The 16,028-nt window shown below is 41.8% G+C and carries 12 protein-coding genes; all 12 read right to left on the bottom strand.

What is annotated here, in order from left to right:
• Positions 1-15 precede the first annotated feature (15 nt).
• The gene (istA, locus tag ACZ45G_RS11885; protein WP_464178337.1) at positions 16-954 is read right to left on the bottom strand and encodes an IS21 family transposase; all 939 of its coding nucleotides are present in this window, start codon (positions 952-954) and stop codon (positions 16-18) included.
• Between the two features lie 9 nt (positions 955-963).
• The gene (locus ACZ45G_RS11880; RefSeq protein ID WP_464171865.1) at positions 964-1,284 is read right to left on the bottom strand and encodes a hypothetical protein; all 321 of its coding nucleotides are present in this window, start codon (positions 1,282-1,284) and stop codon (positions 964-966) included.
• 78 nt (positions 1,285-1,362) lie between these two features.
• On the bottom strand, positions 1,363-1,809 hold the full coding sequence (locus ACZ45G_RS11875) for a hypothetical protein (RefSeq protein WP_464178335.1): 447 nt from the start codon (positions 1,807-1,809) through the stop codon (positions 1,363-1,365).
• A gap of 95 nt (positions 1,810-1,904) precedes the next feature.
• Positions 1,905-2,477, bottom strand: a complete 573-nt coding sequence (locus ACZ45G_RS11870) for a hypothetical protein (RefSeq protein WP_464178333.1) — start codon at positions 2,475-2,477, stop codon at positions 1,905-1,907.
• A 759-nt stretch (positions 2,478-3,236) separates the two neighbouring features.
• On the bottom strand, positions 3,237-5,750 hold the full coding sequence (locus ACZ45G_RS11865; protein WP_464178331.1) for a penicillin acylase family protein: 2,514 nt from the start codon (positions 5,748-5,750) through the stop codon (positions 3,237-3,239).
• 649 nt (positions 5,751-6,399) lie between these two features.
• Positions 6,400-7,641 (bottom strand): group II intron reverse transcriptase/maturase, encoded by a 1,242-nt coding sequence (ltrA, locus tag ACZ45G_RS11860; RefSeq protein ID WP_464172888.1) that lies wholly within the window; start codon positions 7,639-7,641, stop codon positions 6,400-6,402.
• Positions 7,642-8,290: 649 nt separating this feature from the next.
• Entirely contained in the window at positions 8,291-8,914 is a 624-nt protein-coding gene (locus ACZ45G_RS11855) for a reverse transcriptase domain-containing protein (protein WP_464178329.1), read from the bottom strand.
• Positions 8,892-10,568: a recombinase family protein gene (locus ACZ45G_RS11850; RefSeq protein ID WP_464178327.1), complete on the bottom strand. Its 1,677-nt coding sequence runs from the start codon at positions 10,566-10,568 to the stop codon at positions 8,892-8,894. Before ACZ45G_RS11850 ends, ACZ45G_RS11855 begins: the two co-directional genes overlap by 23 nt.
• A 131-nt stretch (positions 10,569-10,699) precedes the next feature.
• On the bottom strand, positions 10,700-11,053 hold the full coding sequence (locus ACZ45G_RS11845) for a hypothetical protein (protein WP_464178325.1): 354 nt from the start codon (positions 11,051-11,053) through the stop codon (positions 10,700-10,702).
• Positions 11,054-11,152: 99 nt separating this feature from the next.
• On the bottom strand, positions 11,153-11,929 hold the full coding sequence (locus ACZ45G_RS11840; protein WP_464178322.1) for a reverse transcriptase domain-containing protein: 777 nt from the start codon (positions 11,927-11,929) through the stop codon (positions 11,153-11,155).
• Positions 11,930-12,828: 899 nt separating this feature from the next.
• The gene (locus ACZ45G_RS11835) at positions 12,829-12,996 is read right to left on the bottom strand and encodes a toll/interleukin-1 receptor domain-containing protein (RefSeq protein WP_464178320.1); all 168 of its coding nucleotides are present in this window, start codon (positions 12,994-12,996) and stop codon (positions 12,829-12,831) included.
• 123 nt (positions 12,997-13,119) lie between these two features.
• Positions 13,120-14,943 (bottom strand): PKD domain-containing protein, encoded by a 1,824-nt coding sequence (locus ACZ45G_RS11830; RefSeq protein ID WP_464178318.1) that lies wholly within the window; start codon positions 14,941-14,943, stop codon positions 13,120-13,122.
• Positions 14,944-16,028 lie beyond the last annotated feature (1,085 nt).

The raw sequence follows: 16,028 nt of genomic DNA, 5'->3' as shown, positions 1-16,028 counted from the left end.
AAGCTTTATCAGCAGTTATTGCCAATATTTATAAAATTTCCTCCTATTTTCATAGATTTCTGGGGAGAAACAGGTAATGCTCCCCTTTTTAAGTCGGTATCTCTGAAGTCTTTTTACCGGGATTTCTCCTGTCGTACTATGTGTCCTGGTGTTGGCAATATTGTTTAACCATTCCATAGCCTGGGACTGGAGTTCTGGCAGGTTGTTAATTTCTCTTAATGGCAAAAAATTGTGCCGGATATAATGAATGCTTCTTTCAATTTTTCCTTTTTCATGGGGAGATCTGATATTGCAGGCCACAGGCTTGATACCAAGGGGGAGTAAAAAATGAAGAAAATTGCCATTAAAACGTATCAGAGCGCCCGTCCGTTCAGTCACCGCTGTGATCATGTTATCCACCACAAGTTCTTCCGGAGGGCCGCCAAAATACTTAAAGGCATCAAACAAAGCCTGATGAAGGGCTTCTTGTTTCTGGCTATGGGTAAAAGAAACATAAAGCATCCTGCTGTGGGATTCGATGACGGCAAGCCCATACAGCTTTCTTTTGGTTTTTCCATAGGAGATGGTCCCAAAATGCCCCCAGTCAACCTGCATTTGTTGCCCGGGTTCTGATTCAAATCGGCTATACGCCTGCTTTTTTAAGGACTGTCCCCGGATTTTACGCAGAAAATCCCTCAAAATGCTTATTTCGCCATCAAAACCCTTTTTTTGTATCTGACGTAAAACAACGGGTGCTTTGAGCTTTGGATATCTGTTTATTATTTCCCGGATATAGTCGTGGTATGGTGACAGTTTCAGCGTCCGGGCTTTCCTTTTAGATGGTTTCGACTCTGGGTTGGAGATATACTTTGATACCGTTTTCCTGCTGCAGCCAATTGCTTTTGAGATTTCTCGATTGGACATTCCCATATCTTTTAACCGGTGGATTTCAAAAATCATTCTCATGTCAATCATTGCTCCTCCTTATATTTTATGGGCACTTTTCGGCAGGGAAAGCACCTGGAACAGGGTGCCGTCATAAACGATAAGGTCTTTGTGGATCAAGCAACTGCGGGCAAAAAGATAGTCTTGTTCTTTAAGGCCCAGTTTAGAGCAGATGCTTTTGTCTCCGTAATATGAAAGGCCATGTTTGTCTGAGGCCAACACAAGGAACAGGTATAATGCCAACTCATGCCGGGTCAATGATTGTAAAAATCCGTCTGTAAGGAAACGGTGAGGGATAAAACAAAAACTCTTGCCGGTACGGCGTATCCGGTCTTGAATAAGCACTTTTTTTCTTATCATGATGCCCTCCTGGCCTGATGGGGTTCATGATCTCTGTAACACAAAATTTTTCTCCAGTCCTCGAGTCCATCTTTGCAATTATGGCGAACAGACTGGGGCTGTAGCGATAAAAATTTTTACCGGGTCCATCTTTGCAACGACGGGAACAAGCCAATATTGGCCTAAAAGCCCTTGGTTCCTGGACTTGCTCGAGTCCATCTTTGCAATACCGATAGTTCTTGATGCCTTGGAATGGACCTTGTTTTTTTGAATTTTACAGTTTCTGATTTTCTGTAAAGAGCGGTTCCTGTCGGCTTTTTTCGGATTTATTTGACGATATTTTGTCCAGTAATCGGGGTTATTCTGAAGCCATTTCTGATTAGCCAATTTTTGATCTTTTTTGTATTCCGGGTCACATACCAATTTTTGTTTTTGCCATAGGGCTTTTCTGGTCCTTTGGCAATCCGGATCGGTACAAAAAATCTGTAGTTTATTTCTTGGCACAAAAAACGAATCGCAACCGGGACAAGGTATCGGATCCATCATTCCCTCCATGTAAACATCGTTGGGTACGAAATGGAATTATATGGAAGAAATTAAATTTTGAAAAATTTATTTTTAAGGGAATTAGATGGATTGAATTAAATCGGGCCGGGGAAGTACATTCCCGGATTTTGGGGCGGAATTAAAATCTTGATCACAATCCTGCTATCCTTATTTTGCAGGTCGATGCCAACACCCGAGAACAAGAACTCCTTTATAGGGGCATGGCGGGCCTTAAAATCATCCATCATCTGCCGAATAGGTGTAATTCCCTTTCCTGTGTCATACCCAGTATCTTTGAGGGCATCACGGACGGCAATATGGGAACCTCGTTTAGCGGCATTGATGCTGATCAGAGATACCAGTTTATATTCATCCCTCTGGGAACCATCGCCTATGGCATAAGGGTCCTCGTTGAATTCTAATCCCAGCTCATGATAGAGCATCCGAATGTGCAGACCGGAATAATCCAACTCAACAGTTTTTTTACCATCAATGAGAATGGACTTTCTGAACTTGCTGGGCATCCCCTGGTAATATGGCCCATAGAACCTGCCACCTTTATCAAACTTTTTGGAAGCACGATTGAATACACGGTGCATGTCTTTGATTTTAATTTCAAACTCCAGCTTTTTTATCCCAAAGTCTGCCAAGGGTCTATCCTCTTTCATGAACACATCCTTCTTGGCTCTGGCATTCATAAGACTCAACAATTTCTTTATCCAAAGTAGATGTAAAAAAAGTACCGATTTAGGCTGTACCCCTTGGTACTGAGGGCTGTGTAGGCTATGAGTTATGGTATACAAGAGAGAGGTCTTACTAAGTGTTAAATCTATCAGAGACTTATAGAGTGCTACAGGATAGGAGAACCCTTTATATGAAAGAACTTCTATATCCATCTCATCTATCATGGAACTGTCAGTAGTGCTCACCTCCCTATCATTATCAATACTGGATGTTTCTATTCTGTTATCCTTGGTTGATGTTGGTGTGTTGACACTGGAAGCACTGTTGTTGGTACATGATGATTCAATACTGGTATCCTTATCATTATCAATACCACTATTCCCGAGAACCGATTCATTGCAAACGAAATCTGTATCCCCACCTCTTCAATAGAAAACTGCTTATACAAAAGCGATTTTAGATCTGGTTCATATCTTTGTTTGATTCAGGAATGGTCATTACAGAAAGGCCTGACAAGGTATCCAGATTAAGTGTGCCTGATGGGACTGTCTTTCTTTTTGAAAAAGTTAAATGGCGCTGTGTTTTTTATATATTATACACTTGAATCTGGAAAAATGACTTCTGATGGTACTTCTGACTCATATAATTTAACCTGAATTCAAAAACCAAAGGGGTGGATATAAATAAAAAAAGCAGAGCCATTTCTGACTCTGCTTTAAGATTGAATTCATCAAATTTTGTTTTTAGTCAAACAATGGGAACCCCCTATAAACAAAATTGTCAAAAACCGGAGTCATACTGAATACATGTTCATTAAAATTCAGGCTTCCATCTGAATTAAACAGAATATTTCCAGACTGACCCAGAGGGAACATACTTTCAATCCGAACAGGACCTGCTTCTCCATATTCTACACAATGTGCATAGGTTGATCTGGATGAAAATGGATGGCTGTGAATAGTACCGAACATTGAATGCTTATATTCAATTTCGCCTCTTGTGCCAATACCCCATGGTTGATCGCCTAACCGGGTTAAAACAGTATCAAGAGCTTCGACAATGATCTCTTCTGCCGTTTGTGTGGCGTTCGGATCTGAATTAGTAAACCAGTCATAATTATTGACGATACCTGAGTCAGCTCCTGCCAGACCATGCACAAGAACATTGAAAAGAACCCGTTTGGACTGTGTGAGCTCACCATATTGATCAACACCTATCTCATCTTTAAAGGTCAATATCAAAACTTCATCAATCCATTCATTCATCAGGACCCAGGCATCAGACCTGTCCTCTCCTTCCGCCCACTCAGAGAGTCCGCCTGCCACAAAATGCCCATCCCATTTTGAAAGCAGCTTCAGCGCTTTCTTCCTGGCTTTTACAGATTTTTTATCATTGGTATCTTCAACTGCTGCCACAAAATGCCCATCCCGTTTTGAATGCAGCTTCCTCGCTTTCTTCCTGGCTTTTACAGGTTTTTTTTCATTGGCATCTTCAACTGCTGCCGTAAAATACCCATCAACAAATTTCCATGGATTTCCCCCTCCGCCAAAGGAGTCGGTCGTCGCAATATTCAAGGCAAGATCCCTGACATCCCCAAAAGAAAGACGTCGGCCTTTTTTGAAAGCTTTATCAAAATAATCATAGATTACATGGGATCTGTGAAACGGGCCATATATGTCTGAAACGCTGTTGTAGGCATTGTCATAGTCTGGATGGGTCTTGTTGTTCCATCCGCCAAAATATCCCCTTTTCGGGTTCCTGGCCGTAGACCGTTTGACAAGGACATCGCTGTCCCATTCAAGGGGTAGTATGCCAAATGAACTTAACGCTCCCTGGGGCAGACGCCATTCACCGGCAGGCCTTACCGGGTTTCGCCCCGACATCCAGTATGCAATATTACCGTCCCTGTCAGCATAACAGAAATGTTGACTTACACCTATTTTTTCTATACCCTCTCCAAACTCATCCATACTTTGAGCATCTCCCAGCTCAAGAAAAGCACCGATGGTATCAAACTCATGCCCCCATTGGGAGTATTTCCATGATACGATGGGCCCCTTAGTCGAGTCATATGTATCAGGAATGTAAGGCATCGGAGAAACAACAGGGCCGTTAACAGTTCTATATATCGGGATAGTAACATCGCCAGAACCTGCTACTTTGATGGTTTCAAAACGATTTAACTCAACACTTTCTGGCGTTTCAAAATAATAATCGGTTGTATGGGCATGGCCGACCTGCATCGACCAGGCATGGTGTGGTGTCCTGCCGATAATGATTCCCGGGATGCCCGGAACGGTCATCCCTGAAACTTCCAAATCACCGGCCCTGATTGACCCTTCGGTAACGATTGAAGGAACTGAAAAACCCATTTGAGGGCCTGAATAGATTATGGGATTGCCGGTTTTCGTTTTATCCCCTGACACAACCCATGCATAGCTTCCCATTTTGACAAAGGCATTGATCTCTTTTAATTTATCTTTAACCTTTTTCCGAGTCTTTTTTAATTTGTCTGCCGTATCAGTAATCGTTTCAGCATCATATGGTGGAGCTGAAACGATTCTTTTTGCCTTTGGCGAGGTCGGTTTTGATTTGTTTTTATCCACGATATAAGTCTGGGCTTCCGGGTCGTTTGTCCATCTCAGGTCATTGAACATCCCCGCCCCCTCCTGAAGATCATAAGTTCCGATCAGAAACTGATACAAGGCGGCATTTTCCACCTGGGCCGTATCCAGTGCTTCTGGATCAAAGTTCTTCTGAAGCATTGAAATCCAGGCAAGGACATCTTCACATCGCCAACTTTCAATCGGATACACCTTCAAAGCCAGGAATTCAGCCGGTACCAGGTCCGGATTCCCATTTAACTCAGAGATTCTTCTATTGATACCGGCGACATACCCCTCAACAACTTCTTTCGTTTCACCAAGGTTTTTTACCCCTTCGGTGAGTTCATCTTCAGAATAACCGATGGTGCGAAGATACATATCAGTTCCAAGCTGACTTTCTCCGAAAATTTCAGACAGCCTGCCCAGAGATTGGCGCTTATAAAGCTCCATTTGCCAGAGTCTGTCCTCTGCGACAACATATCCCATTGCTTCAAATATTTCATACCTGCTGGCCTCCTCAGGTCCGGTAATAAACCAGACTCCTTTGTCATCCCTTGTGACTTGAACAGAATTGTCAGCAAAGGCCACTGTGGAGGTGATAAGAAAAATAAGTGTAAATACGATAGACTTTAGTAGCTGTCTTCCAATCATCTTTCGCTCCTTTTCATTTTCAGATCATTTAATGAAACCCTCCCCGCCGCAAGCGGACGGGGTATCAGGCTTAAATACTGCGCCCCAAGGGGCGGGGTATTAACCCAAGCTACGCAATAAATATTCGCAAAACAATTCATTTCACAATAAAAAAGAATGCTTACATTTCTTGCAAAATTTATACCATTTAGATATACCGGGAAAGAGCACTACTATAGCATTTAAGCTTTATTTGGGTAATTTTTTGCTGAGAAATAAATATAATAAAATGAGTAAAAATGTAATAATTGTAGGTAAACTTTTTCTTAATTGGTAAAGTTGATGGAATCTTGCCAAATTTCCAAGCCACCAGATTAATTTTTATACATACTTAAGTAGAATTAAAACCTTGACCTGATATTCAACTTGATTGGAGAGTAACCGGATTTTCATCCAGGCCCCGGAAATTGTTTTCCAAGGATCTGCCAAAATGTTTTTTATATATAAAAAACACTCTGGAAGAATGTCCAGAAATGATACCTGTGGTTCTCCGGGTAGAAGCACCGGTTACCCGGCGCCCCCCCCCCCAGTTGAGTAGCCCAAGGGAACTTCCCCCTCAGGCTCTCTCAGATCCGTACGTGAATCTCTCGACTCATACGGCTCCTATCGCTCAGCCGTTTTTATACAAGACACTCCAATGGACAAAAATATTCGGCTGATGTTCAGCAATTTTCCTCAACCATCTGGTTGCCTTCCGTTGACGCCCCCTGAGTTTCTTATATTTACAGGTTGCCCAACGCACCAAGCGCCAGTTTATATGATCGAGAATCCCAAGCATTGCAGAAGGATTGAATCGCCCGTAGTAATTAATCCAGCCTCGAATTATCGAATTACATTCTCGAGCCAAATCTTCAAGCGTGTCCCCTGGCCGTAACTGCCAGTTCCAACTACGTACTTTCTGCCTGATTGCTTTTGCCGCCTTGTTGCTTATCGCTGGCGTGAAGCTTACAAAGAATTTTCCCCTGCGAGTCCTTGATAATCTGGAACGAAATGTATATCCCAAAAAATCAAATTTCATAACAGGATATTCTCCTTTACGATCCCCATCTTTGCAATAAACTATTTTTGTCTTTTCAGGGTGAAGCTCCAATCCACAATTACCAAACCGTTCCTCCAAATCAGCCTTCAATTGGTTGGCTTGAGATTCAGTTCGGCAGTGACAAACAGCATCATCGGCATAACGCTCAAAGGGAACATGAGAGTACTTCCGCTGCATCCAATTATCGAACACATAATGCAAAAATAAGTTTGCCAACAAAGGACTAGCCACTCCTCCTTGCGGAGTTCCTTTTTCAGGGTAAACAAGTGATCCGTCCAACATTGCAACTGGGGCTTTAAGCCACCGTTCAACATACAGAAGTATCCAGCGACAGTCGGTATGCTTTACTAATGCTCTCATCAGGAGTTCATGACTAATATTGTCGAAAAATCCTTTGACATCGAGATCTAATACCCAATTATATCGCCAGCATCTTTTGCGTGCTTGCCCCACTGCATCCAATGCAGACTTGTTCGGCCTATAACCATACGAGTCTGGGTGAAAGTGAGGTTCCAGTAGCGGTTCAAGATACTGTTTCACAACCATTTGGGCAACACGATCTGCCACAGTCGGTATACCAAGGGGCCTCATTCGACCATCCCCTTTTGGTATCTCTACACGCTTAACTGGTGGAGGAAAATAACTGCCGGAAGACATCCGATTCCATATTTTGAAGAGGTTATTGGAAATATCTTCTTCAAAATTACCTATGGATTGATTATCTATCCCAGCACCTCCACGGTTCGCTTTTACGCATTTGTACGCTTCCCAAACTTGACGTTTTGAGATATTAAACGACTTTACTTTTTCCAACAGAATCCTTCCCTTTTCGGGTTGTTCTTATGTTAAAAGTTGAACGACGCAACCCCTTTGCTCCAGCCCCATTACAGTGCCTTCATCACTACTACGAGTTGCTCCGCCCCTGTGCTCCGCATTGGTACTCTCATCCTTGTGGGGCTTCCACTTGGATTTCTCCCTTAACATCGGAACGACAGGTTCCCACGTTCCATAAGAAAGCCTAAGATAAGTTCATGCCGCCTTTATGCCGGATATCACCCAAGCAGTAACCAGATTCCCCTTGGACTCCTCATGGAACAGATCTGCAACCCCATTTTTGATATCACCATACACGCTTTCGACACGTCTTCAGCGGTTCGCTTGCGCTCATCTCCATATCTCATACCTGACAGGATCTTGTCCTGCCTTTTCCGTGACGCTCACCACCTTGACTCTTTATCAACGCAGCTCACGGCGGTTTGGCGACTACTTCTGGAAGTCGTCGCCGGAGGGCCTACCTCCATCTTTCTTACAGTTGCGAACAAAACCTACTTGCTCTCGTGGCACACCAGTCCCGTACGAGCGGAATTCCCGCATACGGTTCCTCAGTTCCAGTTCTTTTGACCAAACTGAAAGCCAAACAAGTACCCCTGTTTGGTGCATAACTTTGCTGCCCGTCAGACTATTAGATTTTATGTGCTACTTTTGGCCTTAACAAAGGGTACTGTTTCGCTAAAGCTTCAAACTTTACTTTCCCTTTCTGGCTCCTTCTGCACAACCAATATCTCCAAGCTCTTACAGTATGATAATATGCTTTTGCTATGGCTTCGTAATTCCCTATCAAACCGAAGTACTGGTAATGACCTCTCAACTTGCTACAGAGAGTAAAATACTGCTCTTTCAGTAGTTGGTGCCGATTTTTCTTGCACCAATTCCACACCTTTTTATTGAAACGGGCCAGCCGCTTCCTGGCAGTTTTCGTCTTTACCACCCAAAAGCCTCGACGAGAGAGCCCCTTGTAGATAGTGAACCCCAGGTATTCAAAACTCCCGGGTTTGTTGTGTTTGCCGCCTAAGGCTGTTGGCTTTCCAAAAGGTATCAGTTTAGTTTTCTCTGGGTGTAATTCCAGCCCAAAACGGTTGAAACGCTTTCTCTTTGCCTCCATAGCCCTTCTGGCATCCGATTCCAACTCAAAGCCTGCTGCATAATCATCTGCGAATCTGATTAGAAAACTCCTTCCTTTCATTCTTGGCTGAACTTCCTTTACAAACCAGTCATCCAGAACATTATGAAGAAAAATGTTGCTCAACAAAGGGGATATGACTCCTCGAACGTAAAAGGCAACTTGGTATTTCTGTACCTCCACCGGGGTCAATTGGGACTGGTGAGTTAACCCTGGTAGACGGTATAGAATGTCGAACCCTGATCGTGTCATCATCAATAAGAATATCTTTCACAAGAAGGCGAAGTATCTTTTGTCTTTCTGTAACGGTTATCATATCAGATGCCTTGCGCAATTTTAATAAAAAATTTTCTGTGTTTTCAGTTAGTTTGAAGATAGCCTGCTGATCAGTATATAAACTATCAACACTTATAAACTCTGATTTTAATGATTTTTCTCTTTTCCTTAAATCCGGCATTCGGCTACGCAGTTCATCAAGTTGCAAAAGATCTTCCTGGTATGCGTCCAAAAGTTTTTCAATAGTTTGTTCAGTTTTTTTAATTTTTTTGGACAACACTTCTTTCCTCTGTTTGGTGGGGTTAGAGTCTTGAATCGTTTGAATCCTTCGTTTGATTTCGGATCGAATTAAACCAGGATTTTTGAGCAAATCAATAATCTGCTTCCAAATAATTTCATCAAGGTAATCCTGACGAATTGGCTTAGTTTGACAGACTCGACCATTGGTATATCGATAATCATCGGAACCTAAACATCGGTAATAGTATATCTTCCTTTTAGAAGTTGTGGTGGAAGTCCTATAATATGCGTATCCACATTGATTGCAAACTAAAATACCCTGCAGCAAAGACGGTACTATTGTCCTCTTCCTGGCATAACGTTTATTTTCTTCTAATTTTTCTTCTGCTCTAAAAAACACCTGATCTTCTATAATTGCTGGCACTGGTATTTCGATCCAGTCACTTTTAGAGCGTGGTTGGGAGGCACTACAACGAGATGAAAAACCGCCTTTTTGCCTCAAAGGGCGTGTGATTTTCTTTCTTTCGGATTTTTTGGTTTTACCAAAGCATGCCGTGCCTTTATAAGCAGGATTACGCAATATTCCCCAAACTGTTGAACGTTCCCATTGGGAGACCCTTTTTCGGGTAGGAATGCCATGATCGTTTAGCCATCTGGCTATGGCTGCGATACTAAGGCCATCTTCAACATACAGCTTATATGTTTTTTTGACAATTTCTGCCTCTTTTTCGACGATTTCGTAATATGCCGAAGCATACTCACTCTTTTTGATATATCTATATCCATAGGGGGCGCCTGAAAGGACATTGATTGATCCCATTTTAGCTCGATGCCTTTTGCCACGCCTTGTTCGCTCAATGATTTGTGCCCGTTCATATTCAGCGATCATACCCTGGAATTGTAATAGCAGTTGCTCTTCCGGGGTGGTGGCTTTTGGAGATTTAATAAAAATGATATCTGTTCCATATCGTGAAAATTCTTCGGTCAACAAAACCTGGTAAGCATATTTTCGACTTAACCGATCTGGGGAATATATCAATACAGTTTCAATTTGGCCTTCAGAATCCAAATCCCGAAGACGTTCCAGCCCTGGTCGTTCCAATATTGAACCACTATAGCCTTCATCCTGGAAAATCCAATCGTCTGGAACCACATACTTTTCATGCTGAGCATACTCAACCAGTGATGCAACCTGGCTGTCAATAGTGTGTTCTTCTTTTTGTCTATCCGAAGAGACTCTTGCGTATATCCCTGCAACTTGCATATTTTGGAGTTTCTCCTTTTATTTTTGACGTATAATCTTCTGAATTATGACCCCAAAATTTATCAGGAACTAAAAGTTGATAGACTTGAATAACTTTCATGCCCATTAACCTATCATGGCTATATTCAAGCTTAATATCTCGACCTTTTTTGTTTCTTCCGACCTGGCTCCTGTCCATTTTGGAGAAAGTCCTCCAAAGATTGAGTTACTATTGTGCTTAATTTTTTTTCGGTATGTTTTGCATGCTCCCGTAATCTTTGAATTAATTTTTGAGATAGTTTTACAGTAAATGCAATCTTGGGGTCTGGAACAGCGACTTGTTCCCCAATTTTGTTTGCCTGCTCTACATAACGATAGGCCTGGCGTTTTGATATACTGTATTGCTCCACCATCATGTTTGTCGCTTCGGAGGTAGATTTGTATTTTCTTATTAGCGACAGGGCTGCGTTTATTCGCTGAGTCAATTCTGATTTTGTAGATTTCATATTGTGTCATATAATTACAACCCTATATGTCAATTGTCAACTATTTTCTTTTCCTGTAATGTTTTATTGTTCGATCAAACTCGAAGTTACCTTTTGTGTTCATGGCGTCATAACCCCACCTTGTGGAGTCCCGGAATCGGTAGAATAATATTTCCCTTCTTCCATTACTCCTGCATTGAGCCATTTTCCTATCAGACGGATAATTCCCCCATCATTGACTCTTTGTTTGATGAACTTTCGTAAGTGCTCGTGGTCGATATTGTCGAATAGTCCCGTGATGTCTGCACTCAACATCCAATGGGTGTTATTCCTGATGCAATTATCTCTCAGTTCTTTTATTGCCATGTGCTGACTGTGTCCGGAACGAAAGCCATGAGAAAAATCATAGAAGTCTGTTTCAAAGATTTTACTCAGTATCATCTCTACAGCCTTTTGGACTACCTTGTCCTCAAAGGCCGGAATACCGATTGGTCTTTGTTTCCCATTCTCTTTCTCCAGCCAAATTCGCTTTACAGGTATTGCAGTGTATTGACCTCTTCTCAGTCTCTGATATAGCTGATAGAGATTTTGATCAAGGTTCTTTGCATACTTTTCTGCGGTTATCCCATCCACTCCAGATGCTTTACCCTTTCTGATTTTCCTAAATCCTTCCTTCAGTAAAGATAGGTTGATTCGGTGTACCAGTGAGGTAAAGACCATTTCTGGATTCTTCTGCGCTAACATGGCAATATTATTCAAAGAAACTTCTCCCACCAGTAGCGGTGGATTACAATCAAATTTCTGCTCAGTTTTCACACCAATGATTTTGTGAGCCATCTGTTCCACAATTTTACGGTTTTGTGTTGATATAGTTTGTGATCTCTGTGTATCTCCCATAATTCCTTCCGTAAAAACGTTATGCCAAGCATCACCTTCCCTACAGTGGGTCGCTTGGGCGCCACTTCCCCACCTTCCCGATCCAATATTGCTGATCATCGGTACTATGTTCCGCTAAGACTGCCCAGAGTCCGTCACGGGATTGTTCGCTGTTCGCTATCCACTCCCGTTACCTTGTTGTCCATCTTGGTTTGTGTTTCCATCATCTCATATCAAGATGTGAATAGGACTTATCCAGAAAGCGTGAACTTACTTTCTGAACACCGGGAATTTTGGGATCCGGTAATTCCTCTGACCGCCTTTTTTTTTCCAAGGAGACTGTGGGCTCTCTCAAGTTCCCGAGTTACCCCTTTGGATATATGCCCTGGTCTAGGACCACGGTGGTGCCCCCTTTGCTTGTCATAGCGCTCAGAGGACTGCTGCCTTCCGTCTTATATAGGACGTCGGCTTTCCCTCTTCATTTTTGTCTGAAAAATCAGAGTTTATCCATTGACCACATCTACATTCTTTTCGGAGCTCAATACAGGGCCTGTATTCTTGATCCAGTCCGGCTCAGGACTCCCGTTACCGGGCTTACCCTCGGACCTTCCTATTGATCTGCTGACTAAGCTTTAATCAAGTGGGATTCACACCCACTGGGTAACAATAACAAATTTTAAAGAGTTTATTTCCTCCTTTCCCAATGTTCCGGGCTTATCTTGACGCAAATATATTTGAATGGGTAGTTTTATTCTGGAAAAGAACAAAACAACAGATATAGTGGTTCCAAAATATTGTCAGGACTGAGGCCTATGAATACGAAGTCGTGACTGACTGTCTTTAGATACCAGACAACATTGCCAAAAGAAATTATAAATTTTGCAGGTCGAATATCTTTATATTTCCCTTTTCCAAAGTTGTTAGAGCAAATATTTCCAAACTGGAACAGTGACCTGGTAGAAGTTTGTGCCAAGGACAAAAGTCCAGGGTTGATATGTCATAGAGTAGCCTTTATGGTACAGGTGCCAAGCGATCCAATCAGCCCAAGCTTTGTCTGACGAAGTAAAACTTAAAAAAAATTCTGGCATGTGCGAAGTACCCCTGTTTGAAATTCGTCTATCTTGTGAATGGGTTTGTGACAAAGTTTCAAATACCATTTGTGAGTACTACAGGTTAACTTTTTTAAATAATAATAATCGTATACGTCTTTATCACAATCCCCCAAACCCAAAAATTTCTGCAAATTCAGAGAGATCTAAGCCATCCACATCTCCATCTAAATTGAGGTCGCCTTTGATTCCAATTGCCGAAATCGACATCTCGTCTACACTAATTGCATCACCATCATCTGTGACCGACAGAATAACGTTGTAAAAACCCGGAGCCAGATTCGAAATCGTTGGAGAAACTCCTTCCGCAGTTTTATTCTTGTCAGAATTGCTTTCATTTAAAAGTTGCCAACTGTAATCAACAATTATCCCATCTGGATCGTAGGACGAAGATGCATTGAGTGTGATCTCATCAAAAACTCTTCTACTTGGCTCTACGCCAACTTTGGCAATGGGTGGTTGGTTGATATTTTCACATGCAAGAGAACTACAGTCTGTCCCGATACCTTGAAAATATCCCCTTGCACTTATGCAGTCAAATTCAATGGCATGAATACAACTCCCATTTTCACGGCAACAAGCACCTTCAAGTTCTTTCAAACCTTCCCAAAGATAAGCTTTTGGTCCCCCTAAAAAACCCATGTCATTCCGGGATAATCCCAATCCGTGGGGGATAGCGTCCTCGTATTCAATGTCTGGATGTCCTGCATCAATAGCAGGAGACCCGAGTACTACTTTATATTCAAGATCAAGTATTGGGTTAACATCTATGTTGCCGTCACCAGAAAACCATCCTCCTTGAATATCAGAATAAGATACAGACGCTGCCCCCGAAATTTGTGTACCGCTGGCGTTATTAAAATAGACTATAGTATTACGTATCTGTAGGGTTCCTCCATGATTATAGATGGCAGATGTAGTTATATTTTCTGTGACTGTAGAGTTTACTAACGAACAATTCCCTGCATTCACGTAGATTGCACTGCCTTTATACGCTGTCCTTCTTTGCGCTGAGAGGTAGCTCTCAGCGAAGAGACTATTTTCAAATAAAATCGACCCAGAATAAAGAAAAACTGCACCTCCATAAGGGTAACTCCAGTCTGGGGTCTGGGAATGTGCGGTCATTTTACACCTATTTTTCAGAAATCTACAGGCAGTTACAGTGCTTTGACCATCCTGAAGCCACAGAGCCCCACCACGTGTGTAGCGGCCTGAAGATGTATAAATCGTATAGGAATTTGCTTCATTCTTTGAAAAATCACAATTTAGAAATGAACCGTCTCCTTTCAAAAAGACAGCCCCACCCGATGCATTCCGTCTGTCATAGCCTGGGTTCGCCTTATTGGCCCTAAACGAGGATGTGTCTACCATCAGTTTACCATTATCGAGATCAGCCCATATGGCCCCACCTGCAACTTCGGCACCATTATTAAAAAATCGAGATTTCTCGACGATCAAATCTCCATTTTTTATAGTAGCTCGGATGGCTCCTCCATAATCCCCCCGGTTTCCAATAAAACTACAGTTCCGGATTTCAGGAACACTGTTGATTAGATGAAGAGCACTGCTACGGGCTTCTTTAAATTCACACCACTCAAGAATGCTACCCAGAACAGAATTATCAAACTTTAAGCCCTGCCACCCAGATGTATTATTTTTCGCATTTGTAAACACAATACGTTCGGCTTGGCTACCCTCCGCATTGATCAATCCAGCAACCTCAAAACGATAGTCACCCAAAAACTCAATTTGGACACCCGGTTTTACAGTCAAATTTGAAGCTATTATGTTTCCCTCTACATAATAAGGAGATCCGGTCAAAGTCCAAGTTTCATTAACAATTGTCCCCGATACATACGTGTCTGCTAAAAGCTTAGGTGTCCATAAAAAAACAATTAAAATAGACAGAAGTAATCCCTTTCTCATTGATAGGCCTCCTTTTTAAAGTTCCATTTTGCATAAATCTGATATATGATTTCTCACTCGAATTGTAGAATCTGAAAATCAGTAGTTTTAGCGTACGAACTTTTCTTGACCTTTAAAAAGGTTGAAAAGAATTATCTATCGGGACAATTATTCGAGTTCTGAACTGCTACTTTTTATAAGATAGGAGTTGTATATTGTCAATAAAAATGCAAATTGAAACTTTGCAAAAAATATTGGATAAATGCACATGGCATTTCTGCACAACCGGAGCTGCTCCTCAATCCATTGCCACTGACGCTCACAGGCGGATCTTGCATGAAATAGAATGGGCCTGAACCCACTGAAATGGCCCGTGGCCGGGATATAAAAGAGTTTCAAAAGAATATGGAAGCTAAGAAAATTTACGCAACGGAGCGCAAAAAGCACCTTTAAGAATTACATTTTGTAAATGTCTTCTGCCTGAACCCCTTACAGACCAGAAATGTAGAAAAACTGAACTGAGCATAAAGGTATTAGCTGTCAGGAATCAAATTTAACAAATTGTCGAACGCTTCATCCACCAGTCTGGGCTTTTTTAAATATTTCCAGAAGACCATATCTGGTATGGACAAGTTTTTCATTTTTTGATGTGAAATTCATCTATATGGGAAACCTCATGACCATATGAATCAAGATCCCATTACGTTTTAATTGAGGAGTAACCGGATTTTGGTCCAGGCCCCGGAAATTATTTTCCAAGAATCTGCAAAAATGTTTTTGATATATTAGTAAGTGTAATCTGAAAGAATGCTTGGAGATGATTTTCTTGGCTTATATAATGGAATCGAAATTTCGATTCTGAAAAACTTGGCATACAATATATAGGTGTGCTCAAATTTAGTCTGGACTGAGCTCTATGAATACAAATAGGATGAATTTGAGGCTTGGGCTTGCAACAATCGATAAAACGCTCTTCTACAAGTCGTTGCCAGTGAAGTCTTCGAATAATTACTGAAAAAAATAGAAAATTCCACCATTCTGAAAAACAACAAATAGTTCTGGTATTCTAAACAAGGGAAGGTCCAGTGAAAGTTTAGAATAAGATC

The organism is Desulfoconvexum algidum, from assembly GCF_055382125.1.
This window is presented reverse-complemented; position numbering and strand designations above follow the sequence as displayed.

What these genes read in the sequence shown, in the direction of transcription:
- ACZ45G_RS11840 (WP_464178322.1), bottom strand. Translation starts at nt 11,929, where the DNA reads ATGGGAGATACACAGAGATCACAAACTATATCAACACAAAACCGTAAA.
- ACZ45G_RS11875 (WP_464178335.1), bottom strand. Translation starts at nt 1,809, where the DNA reads ATGATGGATCCGATACCTTGTCCCGGTTGCGATTCGTTTTTTGTGCCA.
- ACZ45G_RS11870 (WP_464178333.1), bottom strand. Translation starts at nt 2,477, where the DNA reads ATGAAAGAGGATAGACCCTTGGCAGACTTTGGGATAAAAAAGCTGGAG.
- ACZ45G_RS11850 (WP_464178327.1), bottom strand. Translation starts at nt 10,568, where the DNA reads ATGCAAGTTGCAGGGATATACGCAAGAGTCTCTTCGGATAGACAAAAA.
- istA (WP_464178337.1), bottom strand. Translation starts at nt 954, where the DNA reads ATGATTGACATGAGAATGATTTTTGAAATCCACCGGTTAAAAGATATG.
- ACZ45G_RS11865 (WP_464178331.1), bottom strand. Translation starts at nt 5,750, where the DNA reads ATGATTGGAAGACAGCTACTAAAGTCTATCGTATTTACACTTATTTTT.
- ACZ45G_RS11880 (WP_464171865.1), bottom strand. Translation starts at nt 1,284, where the DNA reads ATGATAAGAAAAAAAGTGCTTATTCAAGACCGGATACGCCGTACCGGC.
- ACZ45G_RS11835 (WP_464178320.1), bottom strand. Translation starts at nt 12,996, where the DNA reads ATGCCAGAATTTTTTTTAAGTTTTACTTCGTCAGACAAAGCTTGGGCT.
- ACZ45G_RS11845 (WP_464178325.1), bottom strand. Translation starts at nt 11,053, where the DNA reads ATGAAATCTACAAAATCAGAATTGACTCAGCGAATAAACGCAGCCCTG.
- ACZ45G_RS11830 (WP_464178318.1), bottom strand. Translation starts at nt 14,943, where the DNA reads ATGAGAAAGGGATTACTTCTGTCTATTTTAATTGTTTTTTTATGGACA.